Origin of the sequence: Hyunsoonleella aquatilis, assembly GCF_014270105.1 — a bacterium.
In the GTDB taxonomy this organism is placed as follows: domain Bacteria; phylum Bacteroidota; class Bacteroidia; order Flavobacteriales; family Flavobacteriaceae; genus Jejuia; species Jejuia aquatilis.
Genome location: NZ_JACNMF010000005.1, coordinates 147633 through 165285 on the forward strand (window position 1 = coordinate 147633; position 17653 = coordinate 165285).

Consider the following 17653-nt stretch of genomic DNA (forward strand, 5'->3'; position numbering starts at 1 on the left):
TCTTTACTCGCTAAATGTAAGAAATGTTATTGGAATTGAAAACAAATTAGGAGCTTCTCGGATTTCTATTTTTAGTCTTTTCTACCTTAACGGTATAAGACGCTACAATAGCTTTATCTACCTTAGCATGCACATCGTATTGCCCTTTTTTATCAAATTGACATTTAAGTTCCAACACACCATTTTTATAGTTGGATTTAGTCGGCTTTATCTTTTTGAATTTGAATCCACTAATGAGCACCAAACTAATTTTTTCTAAATAGGATGGATCCAAAAGCTTAAATCGAAAAATCACCGATTCCCCTACATTTATTGAAGTGACCAAGCCGGTTGGCGTTTTAGGGATGATACCATATTTATAAGTATCGCCATAAATAAGCGGCGTTTTTACAAAATCTATTAAACTAAGTTCATCATCCCCCAAAAGCAACCATTTTCTATTGATGGGGAAATGATTTTGTACAAATAACTGCGGGTCTGCCAAAAAGTAACCGTCGTTATAATCCTTCACAAATTTCTCTTCATCAAGGTTGTAATAACCACTGGCCTGAGTGGCATCAGCAAAATACCATTTGTCATTTAATTTTAGCACGTTCCAAGAGTGGTTTGGGAAATCCACCGTACCAATATTGTGAGCAGTAGTACGCGCATATCCATCCACAATTTCACATTCAATTTCGGCTAAAACGGTCAGTGCCTTTAGAATATAGGCATAACCGGTACAAATGGTTTTTTTATCGCGAAGCAATCGCTTATAGACTTTGGCCTGCGTTTTCGCATTCCACTTTTTTAAAGCCTCAGGTTTATTGCGAAGGGCTCTTCCTTTTTTTAAGGTAGCTTCGCTGAAATAATGGTCACTTTCAATGTTTAGGCACACCCAAGTATGAATCGCTCTAAATTGTTCAACTTGGGTGTCTAAATCCTTAGTCAATTGATGCACCAGCAATGGCATATTTCGTAGAGAGGCCTCACCATAAACCTTTGCTATGCTATCTGCTTTATTAAAATTGACATGAGCAAAATCCGACCTTTGCGCATAGCTTTGAAAGCTCAACCAAAACAACAGAACAAACAGTTTTAACCGCATCAAAATAAAGCCTTATCTCCCTTTTGAACTGTAAATTTTATTGGTTTGAACTTCGCCCAAAAGGTCAATATCATCACCGGTCAATTGTACTTTCAGAAACTTTTGATGGTCCGTGATTTCAATGTTTTGATGTTCGTAGCCAATATAGCTCACCACTAAAATATCACCTTTTTTAAGGGCTTTCGGGAATTTGAATTTACCTTCAAAATCGGCCGTTACTCCAATTTTGGTACCCTTAAGGACAATACTTGCACCTGCTAATGGCCCAGATTCATCTTGAATGACACCGGTCAACAAATCACTACGTACCTGTTCGGTTTTCGTATTGTTTTGGTCTTGCGCCTGAATGCTATTCAAGCTAAATAGTGCAAAAATGGCAATAGCTGCTACTTTTAAAAATTTTGAAGAATTTGAAGTTTTCATAGCTCTATTTATTTGAGAAGATTTGAAATGCCCACAAGTGTTACCTTGTTTAAGTTCTAAATAATCTAAGATTTGCTCATCACTCATATGCCTAAAATCAATAATTTCTTTTTGACATGAGTTACAGAACCCGCCATGGACTGTTTTTTCAAATTGATTAAACCGTTCTGAGCAGGGGCTATTGATCGAGATACTAAAATGTGTTTTCATCTGTTAAATTTTAAATGTTTTAATTCCGTCAGATGCAATTCGCCACTATTTTTAATTTTCGGTACCAAACTAATCCGATAATGGCTCATTTCATAAAATTGAATTTTGTTATCCCGAATCTAAAAATAAGAAATATTAGAAACTATCGCCACTTATTTAACACTTGAAATGAATGAGGGAACCATGGTTTTCAGTTAGTTAACAAAAACAAGCACCTAAAACATTCAAAATAACAAAAAATAAACCCCGATGAATATACATTCACCGGGGTTAATATTTTTATGACTAATACTTCTATTCTAAAGTAATTTAGGATTGATCACCAACATCAACCAAGCCCAGTTTTGAGTGCTTTTTACACCTGGCATATCAGCTATGGCACTTGGCTCAAAGAAGTGGGAATACCCCCCCACTATCTTAAATTCCTTAAATTTTTTGGCCAGTACCAAGTCTATTTCAGAACCTAAATCATTTCCGGCCAATCCATCAACGTCAGATTGTTCAGTGAAGTAGTGCCCCGCCAAAGTAACACCGACTCCAGCTACCTTAGTCTTGTATGTTAACTGAAAATCATTTAAACCTCCAGCATTGGCATGATTTCCAACGTAAAATCTATCTATCAAACCATTGAAGGCGTGATTGGTACCATACAATGGAAAGAATGCTGCCGATTCGCTATTTCTACCAGAAATACGCTCCACAGTCAACCCAAGGGAATTGGCGTCATTAAACTTATAGGCCGCACCTAAACTGGCCAAGTAGGCTCCTTTGACATCTGTTCCACCAACTCTTTCACCTTCCTGCAAGAAAAGGTTTGAAGTCAATGAGAAATCACCAGCTTTATAGTCCATATGAACGCCAGCAGTAATTAGAGATGCTTTTCTGTCCGTAGTTGGAGGCGTTGCAGGATTATTGTCTCCACCATTTTGGAAGGTGTTTACCATTCCTAAAAAAGAAATATTGAATTTTTCTCCTTTATTGTTTGCTCTTACAAATACCATATCCCTGTAAGAGAACAAATTAGCGGTATTATAAATTTCATCCACCGCCGTATTTAAAGCCCCACCTACCAATAAGGTAAATTTGTTTTTCTTAAGCTGATACACGGCAGCATCGTGGGTTCTTGCCTGTTGCGCCCAACCAAGACCACCTAAAATTCTTTGGTCGTCATAAGACAAAGGTTGACGTCCCACTTTTAAGCTTGAATTTTCTCCTAATTTCAAATCCGCCCAGGCTTCTTGTACTCTAAAGTTTCCATTACCATTGGTTGCAATTTGAGGTCTATCTCCAAAAGCAAACACTTCTTGAAAACTTAAAAATACAGAATAGGTCTCGGCCTTGTATTTAGCCTTTAAAGCCGCTCTTACCGAAGTCCTCAAGAAACCTTCATCAGCATCTGTGGCCGTTTGGGCCGGGAAAGAACCTCCTGTAAAGTTTCCACCATTACCAAAGTATTCCGAACGTGGTCTAAATTCACCATCTAGTGAAAATTGTGCTTGCACAAACTGCAGGCTCGCTAGCAACAGTCCTAAAATTACATATTGTTTTCTCATTTTTTCCTTGTTTTTAAGTTTGAATTATTTTGGGTTTTAATTAATTACTTTTGATATTGCCCTTCTATTTCGTTGGCAAATTTAGGGCTGTCAACTCCTTTAGATTATGATATTTCTCATGTTTCATAACCTTTTTAGGATAAATATATCTTTTTTGTTTTTTCTTATTTAATGCTCCAAGAAGTCAATTAAATGTTTTCTGTATTTGTAGTAATCGTCGTGCTCTAACACGGCTTTACGTGTTCTTGGTCTTTCAAATTCAATATCTAGAACATCACCAATCTTTGCTCTGGGGCCACTGGTCATCATCACTACGCGGTCTGCTAAAAATATCGCTTCATCCACATCGTGGGTAATCATTACCGCGGTAATTTTTTCTTTATTCCAAATCTCTATCAGAATATCTTGTAATTCACCACGAGTTAATGAATCTAGCATTCCAAAAGGCTCGTCTAACAACAATACTTTTGGCTTTATAGCGAATGCTCTAGCGATTCCTACACGCTGTTGCATTCCTTGCGATAAATCAGACGCTCGTTTGTTAAACGCATCTTCTAAACCTACTTTCTGTAAATAGTATTTTGCGATATCATTGCGTTGCCCTTTTGTAGCATGCGGAAACACTTGATTTACGCCTAGCATCACATTCTGTAAAGCAGTCATCCAAGGCATTAAACTTGGTGCTTGAAAAATTACACCTCTATCTGGTCCTGGGCCTTTAATATGCTTTCCTAATACGGAAATGTTGCCTCCAGAAATCGGATTCAATCCTGCAATCATAGAAAGCATCGTTGTTTTACCACATCCCGAATGCCCAATAATAGTTACGAATTCCTCTTTCCTAATTTGAAGATTCAAGTGTTCCAAAACCACATAGTCTCCTTTTGGTGTTGGGTACACTTTCTTCAAATCTTTTAAATCAAGCATCACTTCATTCGAAGGAAAAATGCCATTATGTGCCGTTGTTTTAGCTGTATCTGTTATAATAGTACTCATCTTGATGCTTATTTAAATTGGTTAACAAAATCTTTTGGTGCTAAATCCGGAAGTACAAATTCTTCCGAAGCTTCCGACTTACGCTCTTCCCCAATATCCATCAAATACTCAATAATGGCGTTTCTGGTTTTCTTATAATTAGGGTTGTCGTTCATTTCAGTTTTATCCCTAGGGCGTTCAATATCAATCTTAAACTCAGGTCCCAACGTTGCATTTGGTCCCGGACGTAACGGAATAATACGATCTGCCATATAAATCCCTTCATCCACATCATTGGTAATCAACAACGCCGTACGCTTATCTTTTCCCCAGATGTTCAAAATTTCATCCTGCAACGTGCCACGTGTTAAAGCATCTAGCGCTCCTAAAGGCTCATCCATAATAATCATCTCTGGTTTCATAGATAAAGCTCTCGCTACAGACACACGCTGGCGCATACCACCCGATAATTCTTTCGGTCTTTTATTAATCGCAGGCGTTAAGCCCACCATATCTACATAATCCGCAACAACAGCGTTCAACTCTTTTTTGCTCTTCTTTGGGAAAGCCTCTTTCACCGCCATATACACATTTTGCCCCACGGTTAACCATGGTAATAAGGAGTAATTCTGAAAAATCACCCCGCGTTCATGACTCGTTCCAACAACCGGTTCACCTTTAAACAACACCTCACCTTTTGTAGGCTCCAGCAATCCATTTATCAAGTTTACCAACGTCGTCTTTCCACTTCCCGTAAACCCTACAATCGCTACAAACTCACCCTCTTCTATCTCCAAATTAATGTTAGATAGCACCTCGGTAGCGTTCTCGTCATTTCCGTAGGTTTTATAAATATTTTTTAATTCTAAGTATGCCATAATCTTTTGTTTTATTTGGGCGTTACCACAAGGGTCGGGCTTTCACTAGTCGCTCTCTGCGAGGAGCTCCAACATGCCGTTCAATCCCTAACGCGGAAGACCCATAGATTCATTTATATCGCATCTGTTTTTTCAAAAGACACCCAGTTTTGTATCGATAGCATCAAGCGGTCTAATAAGAAACCTATGATACCAATCACAAACATGGCAACTATAATTTTTGCGTTCGAGTCGTTTGCACCGTTTTGGAATTCCTCCCAAACAAATAATCCTAAACCAGGACTTTGTGCTAAAAGTTCAATAGCAATCAATACCATCCACGCTACAGATAAGGTGATTTTTAAACCCGTAAAGATTAAAGGTAAAGACGATGGTAGCACCACTTTAAATACCTTTTGAAAATTCCCAAGTTTTAAAACCTTAGCAACGTTGATGTAATCTTTATCTACTGAAGACACACCCATTGATGTGTTTACCAATGTAGCCCACATAGAACATAAACCAACAGCGATAAACGAAATTGAAAATGAGCTATCTTCACTAGAATCTATCAATAATGTTTTTACAATCATAAACACTAACAAGTACCAAACTACAGGCGAAACAGGTTTAAAAATTTGTATAAACCAATTAAACGCACTTTTAAGTGTTGGACTCAATCCAATAAAAATACCAAGAGGCACAGCAATTAATAAGGCTAAAAAGAATCCCGCGAACACCGTTTTTAAACTTCTAAAGATTTGATCTACAAACGATGGTCTACCGGTATAAACAATAGCATCTTTACCTTCAGCAATTCGCTTTTCATTTAAAGTAGCAGTCTTTTCAACAAAAGCAGCTTTATCCGCGCTAATCAAGGCATGATCTTTCAACAACGACTGAAACGATGCCCAAACTTGAGAAGGCGATGGCAACGTATTTGGTTGACAACTAATATCTCCGGAAGCGATACAAGCAGCCATTTCATCAGCAGCAACTTGTCCTTGTTCGTTTAGTGCTTTTTCTATTCTAAATTCAGCTTCAACATTGTAAAGCGACTTTGCTCCCAAATGCCATAATCCGATAAATAATAAAACGGAAGCAATAGGTACAATGACTTTACGCAAAAAGGCTTTAAAATCTTCCTTTTCCAGCTTCCCTGTGAATAGATCTTTAAAAGAACTTAAAAAACCTAACCCTATAAATTTGGTTACTTTTCCTAGTGTTAAACTCTGCTTCATGATTCTTTTATTTAATTGTGTTTAGTGTGTGTTTTTATTGTCATGCTGAACTAGTTTCAGCATCTCTGCCTAACTAGATTCTGAAACAAGTTCAGAATGACATAAGTATTTTATTTACTGTACAGCTTTCTCTTTGTTACCAATTTTAAAACTGTTGATGTATCCAATTGGATCTTTTGCGTCATACGTTGTACCATCAATAAAATCTGCAGTTGCAGGCTTGTAGCCATCTGTTTCTGGAATATCGCTTGCAGGGATTTTGCCTTCTTCAACTAAAATCTTAGCCGCTTTTGTCCAAATATCAGGACGGTAAATATCTTTAATGGTAGAAGCATACCAATCTGCTGGTTTAGACTCAGGAATTTGTCCCCATCGTCTCATTTGTGTTAAGAACCAAATACCATCAGAGTAGAACGGATACGTTGCGTTGTACTTGTAGAATACGTTAAAGTCTGGCATCTCTCTTTTGTCACCTTTCTCAAATTCAAACGTACCAGTCATAGAGTTTGCCAATACTGCTTCATCAGCACCAACATATTGAGACATAGAAAGGATTTTAACAGCCTCAGCTCTGTTTCCTGGTTCGTCCAACCACTTACCAGCTCTAATCAAAGCTTTAGTAACTGCAGTAGCCGTATTAGGATAGTCTTCAACAAATTTCTTAGTCATTACAAATACTTTTTCTGGGTTATTTTTCCAGATATCATAGTTGGTAGTCACTGGGACACCAATACCTTTGAATACAGCTTGCTGATTCCAAGGCTCACCCACACAGTACCCGTAAATAGTTCCGGCTTCAAGCGTTGCAGGCATTTGTGGCGGAGGCGTTACAGATAATAAAACCTCAGCATCAATTTGTCCTTGCACATTATCGGCAGTGTACATACCTGGGTGAATACCCGCGGCAGCTAACCAATATCTTATTTCGTAGTTATGCGTAGATACAGGGAATACCATACCCATTTTAAAAGCCTTACCAGAGTTTTTGTACTCATCGATAACTGGCTTAAGCGCCTCAGCTTTAATAGGGTGAATTGGCTTACCATCAGCACCTTTTGGTACATTTGGTTTCATTTTAGACCACACATCGTTTGATACGGTGATACCGTTACCGTTTAAGTCCATTGAAAATGGGGTAACCAAATCCGCTTGACGACCAAAACCAGCACCTGCCGCAATAGGTTGACCCGCCAACATATGCGAACCGTCCAATTGACCATCAATAACACGGTCCAATACATTTTTCCAGTTGGATTGTGCTTCAACAGATACAAATAAGCCCTCATCTTCAAAGAATCCTTTTTCTTTGGCGATGGCCAATGGTGCCATATCCGTCAATTTGATAAAGCCAAAAGTTAACTGTGGTTTTTCAATTTCTAATGTTTTTGTAGTAGACTCAGCTGCAGTATTTTCAGCCAAGGTAGTTTTCTTTTCTTTTCCTCCACAGGCAAATAACAGAACTGCCACGGGTAAAATCCAAGTTGTACGTTTTAATAGAGATTTCATGTTATGTGTTTTTTAAATTAACTAAGTATAAATACTTATTTTTAGGCAAATATATAAGTACCCTTAGATATACCCCATGTTAAACCCCATAAACGCACCTCTTTTTAAACATATTGAAACCTATCAAAACACAGGTTTAATTCTTATTAAATTGGTTTTCAGATTATTGATTTCGAAATAATGATGCTTAGATTTACTTAACCCACTACGTATAAACACATTATTGTTAATAATATTTTACGTATGTTTTACTTAAAACAGGAAAGTTTGAACAGGAAATGGTGGGTTTTGGGGTGAAGACTACGTAGTTTTTAGTTGTTACGTGAATTTTTGGCTTATACTGTTATTAAAGAAAAGAGGGATTTGCGGGTACGCTTATCGACCGGATATAAGAATATTAGCGGGTTTTTATACGCTAACTTTACGGTCAACTTAAGACTTTCTAGTAACTTTACTTACTTTCGTTTTAGCGATTAAACCGCTATTATTTTTATGTAATGTGGCTGTTGCACAACTAAATATTTCGTTTAAACTTATGTTTTGAAAACATTTCATTAACGTAAAATACTGATTACCAGTTTTAAATAAAACTATAAATTTATAAAGTCAAACGATTTATTGGTTTTTAACGGTTGCACAACAGCTACCATTATTGTGTGGCGTTGTTATATATTACTTTAATTTAGCTTTTAACGCATACTTTAACTCTTTGACTAAATTAGGATGGCTATCCGCTATGTTTTTGGTTTCCTTATCAACAGTTGTATGGTCATATAACTCTACAAACCCATCCTGATGAAGTGTCATTCGATGTGTTGATGTTCTAATGGTTGTAGCTTTATTTGTGTATGCTATGGCAGTATGACCAGAGGTGCTAGGATTTTCTAATATTTTTTTTAGCGATTCACCATTGGTATATTTAGGAATTTCAATGCCGGTTAAATCGCACAAGGTAGGAAAGATATCTAGTGTTTCCACTATGGCATTTGTGTTAAATCCTTGATGCTTCATTTTAGGAAAGTGAATTATTAAAGGTGCATGTAAGGATTCTTCGAACAAACTATGCTTCCCCCAGATTGCGTGTTCTCCCAAGTGCCAACCATGGTCGCCCCAAAGTACAACAATGGTGTTTTTATCTGCACCTGTTCTTTTCAACTCTGCAAGGATTTTACCTACTTGAGCATCTGCATAACTAACACTTGCAGCATAATGACGACGTACTTCATTAGCAAAATCAATATCTTTGTTAGGATTTTTACCCCAACGATTATATTTCATAAACTCATTAGACCCGTGCCATGTGGTTTTTCCTGTTGGTTTTTGAGGATGTTTTATTTCTGGAAGCTCAATTCTATCGTATTTATCATAATAAGATTTTGGTGCACCAAAAGGTAGGTGTGGTTTTATAATTCCGAAGGCAAGAAAAAAAGGTTTTTCGTTTTTGGTAGCAAGTTCTCTTAGTTGTTTCACGGCTTCATCTGCAATAACACCGTCGGGATAGATATTATCGTCTCCTTCTGCAGACTGAAAAACATCCATATCACTTGATTTTATTCGAATCTCTCCATTCGCTAGTCCGTGCATCATTCCCCGCGGATGTTCCCATTCCCCTACTGGCATAAGATGTTTATCCCAAGCATTTGGCATTTCAATTTTTGCGCTATCATTCCAATTCTTGCCACCTCTACCCCCTGGGTGATGAGAAACTTTACCTACTGAAACTGTTGTATAACCATGTTTTTTAAACCACTCAGGCATACTTTTATCTATTTCTTGAGTGTCTTTGTTTATTTTAATTGCTCTACGAAAAAGGGCGTCGTTTGTTGCTGGACCAACCTTACCTGTTAACAAGGTATATCTAGACGGCCCACAGCTAGGGGCATTGACGAAATGTTTCTGAAATGTCATCCCCTTTGTGGCTAATGCGTCAATGTTTGGTGAACTAATATAATTTGTTCCAAAGCTTTTCAATTCTGGACGAAGGTCGTCTATACAAATTAGTAGAACATTAAGTTTTTCAGATTCTTGTGCATTTTTACAACTCATGATGATAAAAAAAGATAACACCGTAAAAAAAGAAGGTATTGTTTTTCCTACTCTAATATTCATATATATTTTATTTATTAGTTATTGACTTCGCTAATGCCACACAATGGTTAAATATGGTTCAGTTTTAATGAACTATATTGGATAAGCGAAGTTCGTGTTTTCCTGGCACAAAGTCAATACGTGCTTACACGTGGTTTTCAACAAAAATGCATTACAAGAAGTGAGGTACGAGGGACGTGGTAATCTTAAACAACAAAAGGACAATTTCGGTATTTCATGAATGAGATTACTTCCTTACACTTCTTAATGACGTGTATTTTGGAGTGCACGTTTCCCCTCTCAAAAGAGGGGATTAAGGGGTGTGTAAAAACGATATTTGCAACTGTGAATAAAAAACACCTCCCTTAATCCCTCCTTATTAGGAGGGACACCCATGCTTTAAAACATGTTGCAAAAAATTTTTGTTTTTTTAAAAAGGAACAGAATATTGGGTTTAAAACAAAATTAGCAAACATGCCCCGCGTTAGGGATTGCACGGCATCCCCTGACGGTACCGTCAGGGATATAGCGGAAAGCCCGACTCTCCCGATAGCCATCGGGAAGGGTAACGCCCAAATAATTAAACTACTATTTCTCTAAAGTTTTTAGCCACTCTTCTTGAGACAGCGCGATGTACTTTTTATCGGTACCGTAGGGGTCTTTGCCGCCTTCAAAATAGGCTTGAATTATTTCCATTGGAATGGTATCGCTAAGCTTTTCCGGTACCTCGTATTTATGATTGCCATGAAAATCGTGACATTGGATACAGGTAAACCATTCCTGTCGTGCAATTAGGGCTTCATGCGATATATCCAAGGGGTCGTTTTCAACGACTAATTCTTGATGGCAGTTCATGCAATAGTTTATGCTTGCCACAGAAACGCGCTCTTCCTCATGTTCGGTATGGCAGGTGATGCAGGTTGTGGCGTCAATATTGTGTAGGGCTTCTTTAAACCGGGGTTCAGAGAAGCGATACGTCGGGTGCCTATCATTTGGACGGTCGTGGCATTCCAAGCAGTTTTTTACGGTAACGTCTTGTGTACCGAAATCTACACCTTCTTTCCTAGCCCCAACCGCATGCGAAATATTGGACTGCACCTGCTGCAACAAATTGCCTTTAGCATCCGCATGGCACGCAAAACAGGATAATCCCTCATGCCCAGTATTCATAGGGCCAATGGAAACATATTCTTCAGTGGCATCTAAGGTTAATAGATAAAATATGGATACGCCCAATACAAGGCCTATCCCTCCCCCTATCACTTGACGCTTCCTTAACGGACTTACTTTAAACATGAATTTCGTTTTAATTAAATCTCAATAACCACTTTTTCACTAACGGGGTAGGTAACACACGTTAGAATATTACCGGCTTCTACTTCGCTTTCCGGAAGAATATGCCCGTCCATCATTTTTACTTCACCTTCTACACACTTACCCTTGCAAGTAGAACACATCCCTGACCTGCACGAATAAGGAATCACAATATTGCTGGACATCGCCTGGTTTAAAATGGTCTTGTCGCCACGTACTTGAATATCATAACTTTCACCTTGATGCTTTATGGTAACCTCACTTAACAGGTCTTTGCCCGACACCTTAACCACAGGCATCTTAAAGACTTCGACTTTTATTTTATCCCTCGTGATTCCATTTTCATCTAAAATCTCTTTTACCTTTTCCATGTAACCGAAAGGCCCGCAAATCATATAAATATGATCGTCATAGGACAACTTATGCTTTATCATGATCCGATCGACAACAAGTTTTGAAGCCAGTCCTGGGTGATAATTTGCCTTGTAGGTTTTATTTCCTGAAACGATATGCTCCACTTTAAAATTCTCGGGGTACTCCTTTTCCAATCCTTTTATGTCTTCATGAAAAATGATGGAATCTTCATGCTGATTGGCGTAAACCAAAAGCACTTTGGAGTTTTCCTCTTCGGTAAGCACAGATTTCACAATGGAAAACATAGGGGTAACACCACTACCCCCCGCAAAAAGTACATATTGTTTGGTTTCTTTATTATTTGGGACCACACAGAAAGAACCCGCCGGGTCGTCCACTTCAATTTTGTCACCAGCCTTCAAATGATCGTGCACATAATTAGATACCAATCCACCTTCCACCCGCTTTATGGTAATCTTTAAATCTTTATCGGTATAAGGATTGCTACTGAAGGAATATGCTCTTTTATGGACTTTTCCACCTATCGGTACATGAATGGTTAAAAACTGCCCTGGTTTATATTTCAGCTTCTTAAAAAAATTGCCATTTTTGAAGCATACGGTAATGGCATCTTCCGTTTCTTTAATTATTTCTTTTACCAACAACTTCATATAGCCTCTATTTATAATAAAACACCATGGTGATATGGAAAACCATCAATATAGTGACCACTATGGATGCGGCAACGTGGGTAATCATCCAGCCTTTGAAAAATGCTTCATTACCACTTTTAATAACATCCAAATTGAGATACCCCAACAATGTGTTTGCCAAAAATATATAGGACAACAGCAAAAGGTAGCCGTAGCCCATTGTTGCACTGTGCATGTAGAATACGATAGGGCTTAGAGCACCAAGCCATTTATGAATATTTTGCATGACCACAGCTTTGGGCCTCAATTTTTTTATGGCTCGAGTAAGGGTTAATACCCATTGAAATGTGATGAATAGCGCCAAAACCAATCCCGTCCAGCGCTTGAACATTTCGCCGCGCTGCAATTGGAAAAGCCAACTCCATTCCAGTTTCAAAAAGAACTGTAGAAAAAATCCTGTGAGCAGAACTAAACCGATAAGGGTAGATTTGTTAATGCTGATTGCCATATCAATTATGCCTTTGGAAATACTGCAATTTGCCCACCACCTTTCAGATGAAGTGATGAGCAAGATTGCAACACAACACTAAATTAAATTTATTTTACAGCTACCAAATGCTTCATGGTTTCATAAGAGGACAGCTTTTGCACACTATCCAAAAACACTTCTGCCGTTGGTAAATAATTGCCTTCTGCGGGCCATTTATCGCCTATTTCAGGCTTCTCGCTTTCTTCGAATGCCTCTATTTCATCCAAATATTCCATATAGATATCTACTGTTCCTTTGGCATAAGAATTCAACACCGCCACAGTTTCCTTATAGGACAAAGAGTCTTTTGGATACTGCCAAGTGGTAGCCCCCATAACATCACCCAATTCCCAATCGGATTTTGTCGTTTGCGGATGCTTATTATGGCAGGATACGCAGGCACCAGCACTAGCCAAGTCGGCAAACATGGCAGTATGCAGTTTTTGGTCTTCATCATAAAAGAATTGAGGTTTTTGGTCTTCCTTTATTTGCTTGAACAGTTCAGCCTGTCTACCTTCAAATTTATTCGCGGCATTTACAGGAAAGTCGGATCCCAAATACAAACCAAGCGGCACCGGCCCCTTCTTGATGCTAGTAGCAACGCCTCTTAAAAATAAAGCAGGTAACGGTCCTGCCTCCACATCATCCTTGCGCCAATCTTCGTCAAATTTCATGCCTTGTGCTTTTCCTTTGCCAACAATGGCTTTAGTGTACAATGTCCTAGTAACGTCATTTTCCTTAGCCACCATTTCCAAGACTTCTTCAACGGAAAAAACATTTGCCGTAGCGGCGCTTTCCGATTTTTCCTCTGGTACGCCTCCGCATGAATTTAGAAATGCTAAACAAAATATTGTCAAATAAATTTTAAATAGGGTTTTCATAGTAGTAGTTTTATTGATTAATATGCAGCTTCAATCATCACGTCAGACATCGTTGTATAAACATCTGCCCAAGCATTTTTTACATCAATGGTAAACTCTTCACCTAAACCGGCTTCCAAAGTACCCAGCAAAGCGGCACCAACAGTATTGTAATGAGAAGCTTCTACTTTATACTCCACATGACGTTTGCCCAAATCTTGAAGTATTGGAATAAGAGCTTCCAGATTGCTTAATCCTGCAACAGCGGCCGCAAGCATAGACATTAGTTTATTACCTTGGACTTTCATTGCTTCACCACTACTTGGAAACAAGGGTTTCAATTGTGGATCCAGCTCAAACAATTTTGCATAAAATATCTCAGCAGCTTGAGGGGCTATTGGCTTTACTTTTTCGAATGATTCTTGCACAAGTGTAATAGTTTTTGCTTCCATGATTCTTACATTTTTGATTTGTTTACTTAAAAAATAAGTATTAATACTTACTATGAACAAATGTAGAATCTAAAATGCTAACGGATTATGAAATTGCGCAGTAGAAAAGCGTCTTTTGCAACATCTTAAAAACTGATAAAACGCAGGAAACGTAAAAATACTTAGAAAACAAAAGGGTTTTGAACTGTTAACTATCCAAGAAGTAGTTGTGGTCGCTGATCTCCTTCTTCAGAAGATCAATATCGTTAATTCCGATTTTCTTCCCTTTGGCAGTGATTAATTCTTCCTTTTTAAGTGCAGAAAACACACGAATCACCTGCTCTTCGGTTGTCCCCGCATAATCGGCATATTCCTTTCGGCTTAATGGCAAGTTGATATAGCCACGAAGATCTCCAAATTTTCTGTGGATATATAATAGGGAGTCGATGACGCGTTCGCGTACGGTCATTTGAGAAATGGATTTCACCTTGTTTTCACTTCGGTTGAGTTCATTAGCGTAAAACAACATCATATCATAGGTAAACCTAGGGTTTGCAAGGAGTACGTCCTGCAAATATTCCTTTGAAAAGTAGTGCAATTCCGTATCTTTTAAGGCAATAGCCCCTATAGAATAATATTCCTGTGTACCAAAACCGCGATGGCCAACAATCTCACAAGGTTTGGCAAATCGAACAATTTGCTCGCGCCCGTTAATACCAGTACGAATTACTTTTACAACCCCGGATTTTATAAAAAACAATCCGTTTACTGGAGCGCCTTCCATAATAAACTGTTGCCCCTTTTTACATTTTAAGATGGTATTGCTCTGCGGTAAATTAGAGTTGAAAAGAACTTCAGAATGCTCGTTTATAACACAGTCTGAACTATCGCACACATCACATGTGCTGTCTAGGACAGTACTGTTTTCAAATCTATGTTTTGGAGCGGAAAGTGACATTCTCTAATATATAACCAACCCAAAAATACGTAATAATACTTAGTTTTAGAAATGAAGGTTGATTTTTGGGATGTTCACAAAAAAGAGTAATCAAATTTAATCAATTGGCAATTTTGATATTCGATAAATAAGGAAAACGCAAGCATTTTATTTCTTGTACCGAAGTTTGCCCAATTCAATATTAATAGCAGTCTTCGCAAGAATGGTGAATACAAATGCACCCAATGCCCAAATCCCTAATGTTACCCCAATCTCTATTCCAGTTGGCGTATATTCTGCTATTTTACCATAGGGACCTGGAATAAATCCGGGCACAATCAAGCCAAAACCTTTTTCAATCCAAATGGCTATAAAAAGTATAAAACATGAAAAGAACAGTATCTTAAAATTGTTTCTGAATTTATGGAAGGTCAGCAACACCGTAGCCAAAACGTTCAAAGGGATTGCCGTCCATATCCATGGCAACAAGGCATCTTTCCCGTGTAGGCCAAAGAATAAATAATACGCACTTTCACTATGGTGTGTGGGGGCATAAAACTCCTTAAAAAGCTCGGAAATCAGCATAATTAAATTGATTTGAGCCGCTACCGTCACTACCATTGCAATCTTTTTGATGGTTTTATCTTCGATTTTAAAAGCTGTAAAGGTTCTAATGACGGCCAAAACCAATATAATCAGAGCAGGGCCTGCCGCAAACGCCGAAGCTAAAAATCGTGGACCTAAAAGTGCATTGTTCCAAAATGGGCGCGCTTGCAAACCTTGGTACAAAAATGCAGTCACCAAATGAATGGCCACCGCCCAAAACACGGATAGAATTGCGCCCGGCACATATACACTGGATTTCGATTTCTTGCCTTGATAGTGCCTAAATAAGATATAAAATGGAATAGACAGATTCAAAAACAGATAACCATTAAGCACCAAAACATCCCAGGTCAACATCGAATTTGGAAAATTAAACACCCCTATCCCCGGAATCATGTGCCATAATACCGAAGGGCCTCCCATATCTGCAATCACAAAGGCTAAGCACATAATTAACGCCGCTACGGCCAACCCCTCTCCTATCAGTACGGCCTGTTTAAAGTCAATATCTTTTAACACATAAGTTGGCATGACCAGCATCACTGCTGCAGCGGCAACCCCCACCAAAAAGGTAAAGTTGGAAATGTAAAGCCCCCAGCTTACACGATCTGTCATCCCAGTGGCACTAAGGCCTTGGTCTAACTGAATCGAATAACAATACATCCCAACCAGCATCATAAAGGTTAAAAATGCCATCCAAATATGGTATTTCTTTGAACCATGGGTCGTGGTTTCTATACTATCCCTAACTAAACTTTTTAAAACTTTTAATCGTCTCATTTAAATTTTTATTACAACTCCTAGTTTTACTATTTTGGGCGTTACCCCGATGGGGTCGGGCTTTCACTACTCAATCCCTCCTACGTCGGGGATTTCAAACATGCCGTTCAATCCCTAACGCGAGCCTTGGCTAATCCATAAAATACCAGAACTTAGGTTCCGTACCCAAGTCTTCTTTTAATCTGAAAACTTTCTTGTTTTCCAACACCCATCTAATGGTACTATTGGGATCTAATAAATTCCCAAAAATACGTGCACCAGTAGGACAAGCTTCAACACAGGCAGGATTTTGTCCTTTTCTAGAACGTTGCACACAAAACGTACATTTTTCCATCACGCCCTTCTTACGCATTCTATTTCCTAAATAATGCTGATTCTTATTAATTTCATTTTCAGGAACTTCAGGCTTACTCCAGTTAAAACGTCTGCCATCGTAAGGGCAAGCAGCCATACAATAACGGCAACCCACACACCAATCGTAATCAATAACCACTAAACCATCATCTTCTCTCCAAGTAGCCTGTACAGGGCACACCTCTACACAAGGTGGATTATCACAATGAAAACACTGAGTTCCCATATAAAAATGACCCTCCGCAGGCACTTCGTGGTAATAATTATCATCGGCATCATTAAAATTAAAGCCCTTGCCATCCTTCATTTCATGAATCCTGATGTATTGCATTTGTGAATTTCTATCCTGATTATTTTCTTCAATACATGCATTTACACAATCCATATACCCTTGGCACTTCGAAATATTAAAGGCATAGCCAAACAACACATCGTCATGTGCATTCTCATGCGAAATACTAATATTTTTGCCCGTTCGTAGTTCATAAGAGCGCATCAATCTATTTACCGTAGCCTCCTTTTCTTCATCTGTCATGAGTTTATAGTTGCCCTTAAACTGCTCTTCCCAATCTATTTGTGCCTTTTCTTTACTTTCGTCGCCAGAAAACACACTACATGACGTACTTACAGCGCCAGCACCAATCAACAAACTAGCCGTTAATTTTTTAAACGCGGTACGCCTATCCATTTGAACATCAAACACCTGCTCAAACCCATCTTTCTTTACCTCATCACCTATAGATGCATTTACCGCTGCTTCTAAAAAAGCATCATCAGTCATCTTTGATTCATGATTACCACATCCACCTTCGGTTTTACCGCAACTGCAGGATGTATCAGATTTTTTTCTCTTCAACCCTAAATCTAGCGAATACCATTTTTTATCTTCACTCAT

16 protein-coding genes are annotated in these 17653 nt (G+C 38.4%); all 16 read right to left on the reverse strand.

All coding sequences use genetic code 11. From position 1 onward, the window contains the following. Nucleotides 1-46 precede the first annotated feature (46 nt). On the reverse strand, nt 47-1087 hold the full coding sequence (locus H7U19_RS14530; RefSeq protein ID WP_186563600.1) for a transglutaminase domain-containing protein: 1041 nt from the start codon (nt 1085-1087) through the stop codon (nt 47-49). A 12-nt stretch (nt 1088-1099) separates the two neighbouring features. After that, on the reverse strand, nt 1100-1720 hold the full coding sequence (locus H7U19_RS14535; protein WP_186563601.1) for a carboxypeptidase-like regulatory domain-containing protein: 621 nt from the start codon (nt 1718-1720) through the stop codon (nt 1100-1102). Nucleotides 1721-2019: 299 nt separating this feature from the next. Continuing rightward, nucleotides 2020-3273, reverse strand: coding sequence for an alginate export family protein (locus H7U19_RS14540; RefSeq protein WP_186563602.1), 1254 nt, complete (start codon nt 3271-3273; stop codon nt 2020-2022). A 168-nt stretch (nt 3274-3441) separates the two neighbouring features. Next, nucleotides 3442-4269, reverse strand: coding sequence for an ABC transporter ATP-binding protein (locus tag H7U19_RS14545; RefSeq protein ID WP_186563603.1), 828 nt, complete (start codon nt 4267-4269; stop codon nt 3442-3444). 8 nt (nt 4270-4277) lie between these two features. Next, nucleotides 4278-5126 carry an ABC transporter ATP-binding protein gene (locus H7U19_RS14550; RefSeq protein ID WP_186563604.1) on the reverse strand — a complete coding sequence of 283 codons (849 nt, stop codon included), beginning with the start codon at nt 5124-5126 and terminating at the stop codon, nt 4278-4280. A 113-nt stretch (nt 5127-5239) separates the two neighbouring features. Next, entirely contained in the window at nt 5240-6346 is a 1107-nt protein-coding gene (locus H7U19_RS14555) for an ABC transporter permease (RefSeq protein WP_186563605.1), read from the reverse strand. Between the two features lie 114 nt (nt 6347-6460). Further along, nucleotides 6461-7852 carry a CmpA/NrtA family ABC transporter substrate-binding protein gene (locus H7U19_RS14560; RefSeq protein ID WP_186563606.1) on the reverse strand — a complete coding sequence of 464 codons (1392 nt, stop codon included), beginning with the start codon at nt 7850-7852 and terminating at the stop codon, nt 6461-6463. Between the two features lie 672 nt (nt 7853-8524). Then, nucleotides 8525-9961, reverse strand: coding sequence for a sulfatase (locus H7U19_RS14565; protein WP_186563607.1), 1437 nt, complete (start codon nt 9959-9961; stop codon nt 8525-8527). 567 nt (nt 9962-10528) lie between these two features. After that, nucleotides 10529-11236: a cytochrome c3 family protein gene (locus H7U19_RS14570; RefSeq protein WP_186563608.1), complete on the reverse strand. Its 708-nt coding sequence runs from the start codon at nt 11234-11236 to the stop codon at nt 10529-10531. A 14-nt stretch (nt 11237-11250) separates the two neighbouring features. Continuing rightward, nucleotides 11251-12279 carry a ferredoxin--NADP reductase gene (locus H7U19_RS14575; protein ID WP_186563609.1) on the reverse strand — a complete coding sequence of 343 codons (1029 nt, stop codon included), beginning with the start codon at nt 12277-12279 and terminating at the stop codon, nt 11251-11253. 7 nt (nt 12280-12286) lie between these two features. Continuing rightward, on the reverse strand, nt 12287-12769 hold the full coding sequence (locus H7U19_RS14580; protein ID WP_186563610.1) for a hypothetical protein: 483 nt from the start codon (nt 12767-12769) through the stop codon (nt 12287-12289). Between the two features lie 89 nt (nt 12770-12858). Beyond that, nucleotides 12859-13671: a c-type heme family protein gene (locus tag H7U19_RS14585; RefSeq protein ID WP_186563611.1), complete on the reverse strand. Its 813-nt coding sequence runs from the start codon at nt 13669-13671 to the stop codon at nt 12859-12861. Between the two features lie 17 nt (nt 13672-13688). Beyond that, entirely contained in the window at nt 13689-14102 is a 414-nt protein-coding gene (locus H7U19_RS14590) for a globin family protein (protein ID WP_186563612.1), read from the reverse strand. Nucleotides 14103-14289: 187 nt separating this feature from the next. Further along, a complete protein-coding gene (locus tag H7U19_RS14595; RefSeq protein WP_186563613.1) occupies nt 14290-15039 on the reverse strand; it encodes a Crp/Fnr family transcriptional regulator in 750 nt (249 codons plus the stop codon). 147 nt (nt 15040-15186) lie between these two features. After that, a complete protein-coding gene (dsrP, locus tag H7U19_RS14600) occupies nt 15187-16404 on the reverse strand; it encodes a sulfate reduction electron transfer complex DsrMKJOP subunit DsrP (protein ID WP_186563614.1) in 1218 nt (405 codons plus the stop codon). Between the two features lie 130 nt (nt 16405-16534). Beyond that, nucleotides 16535-17653: a 4Fe-4S dicluster domain-containing protein gene (locus H7U19_RS14605; RefSeq protein ID WP_186563615.1), complete on the reverse strand. Its 1119-nt coding sequence runs from the start codon at nt 17651-17653 to the stop codon at nt 16535-16537.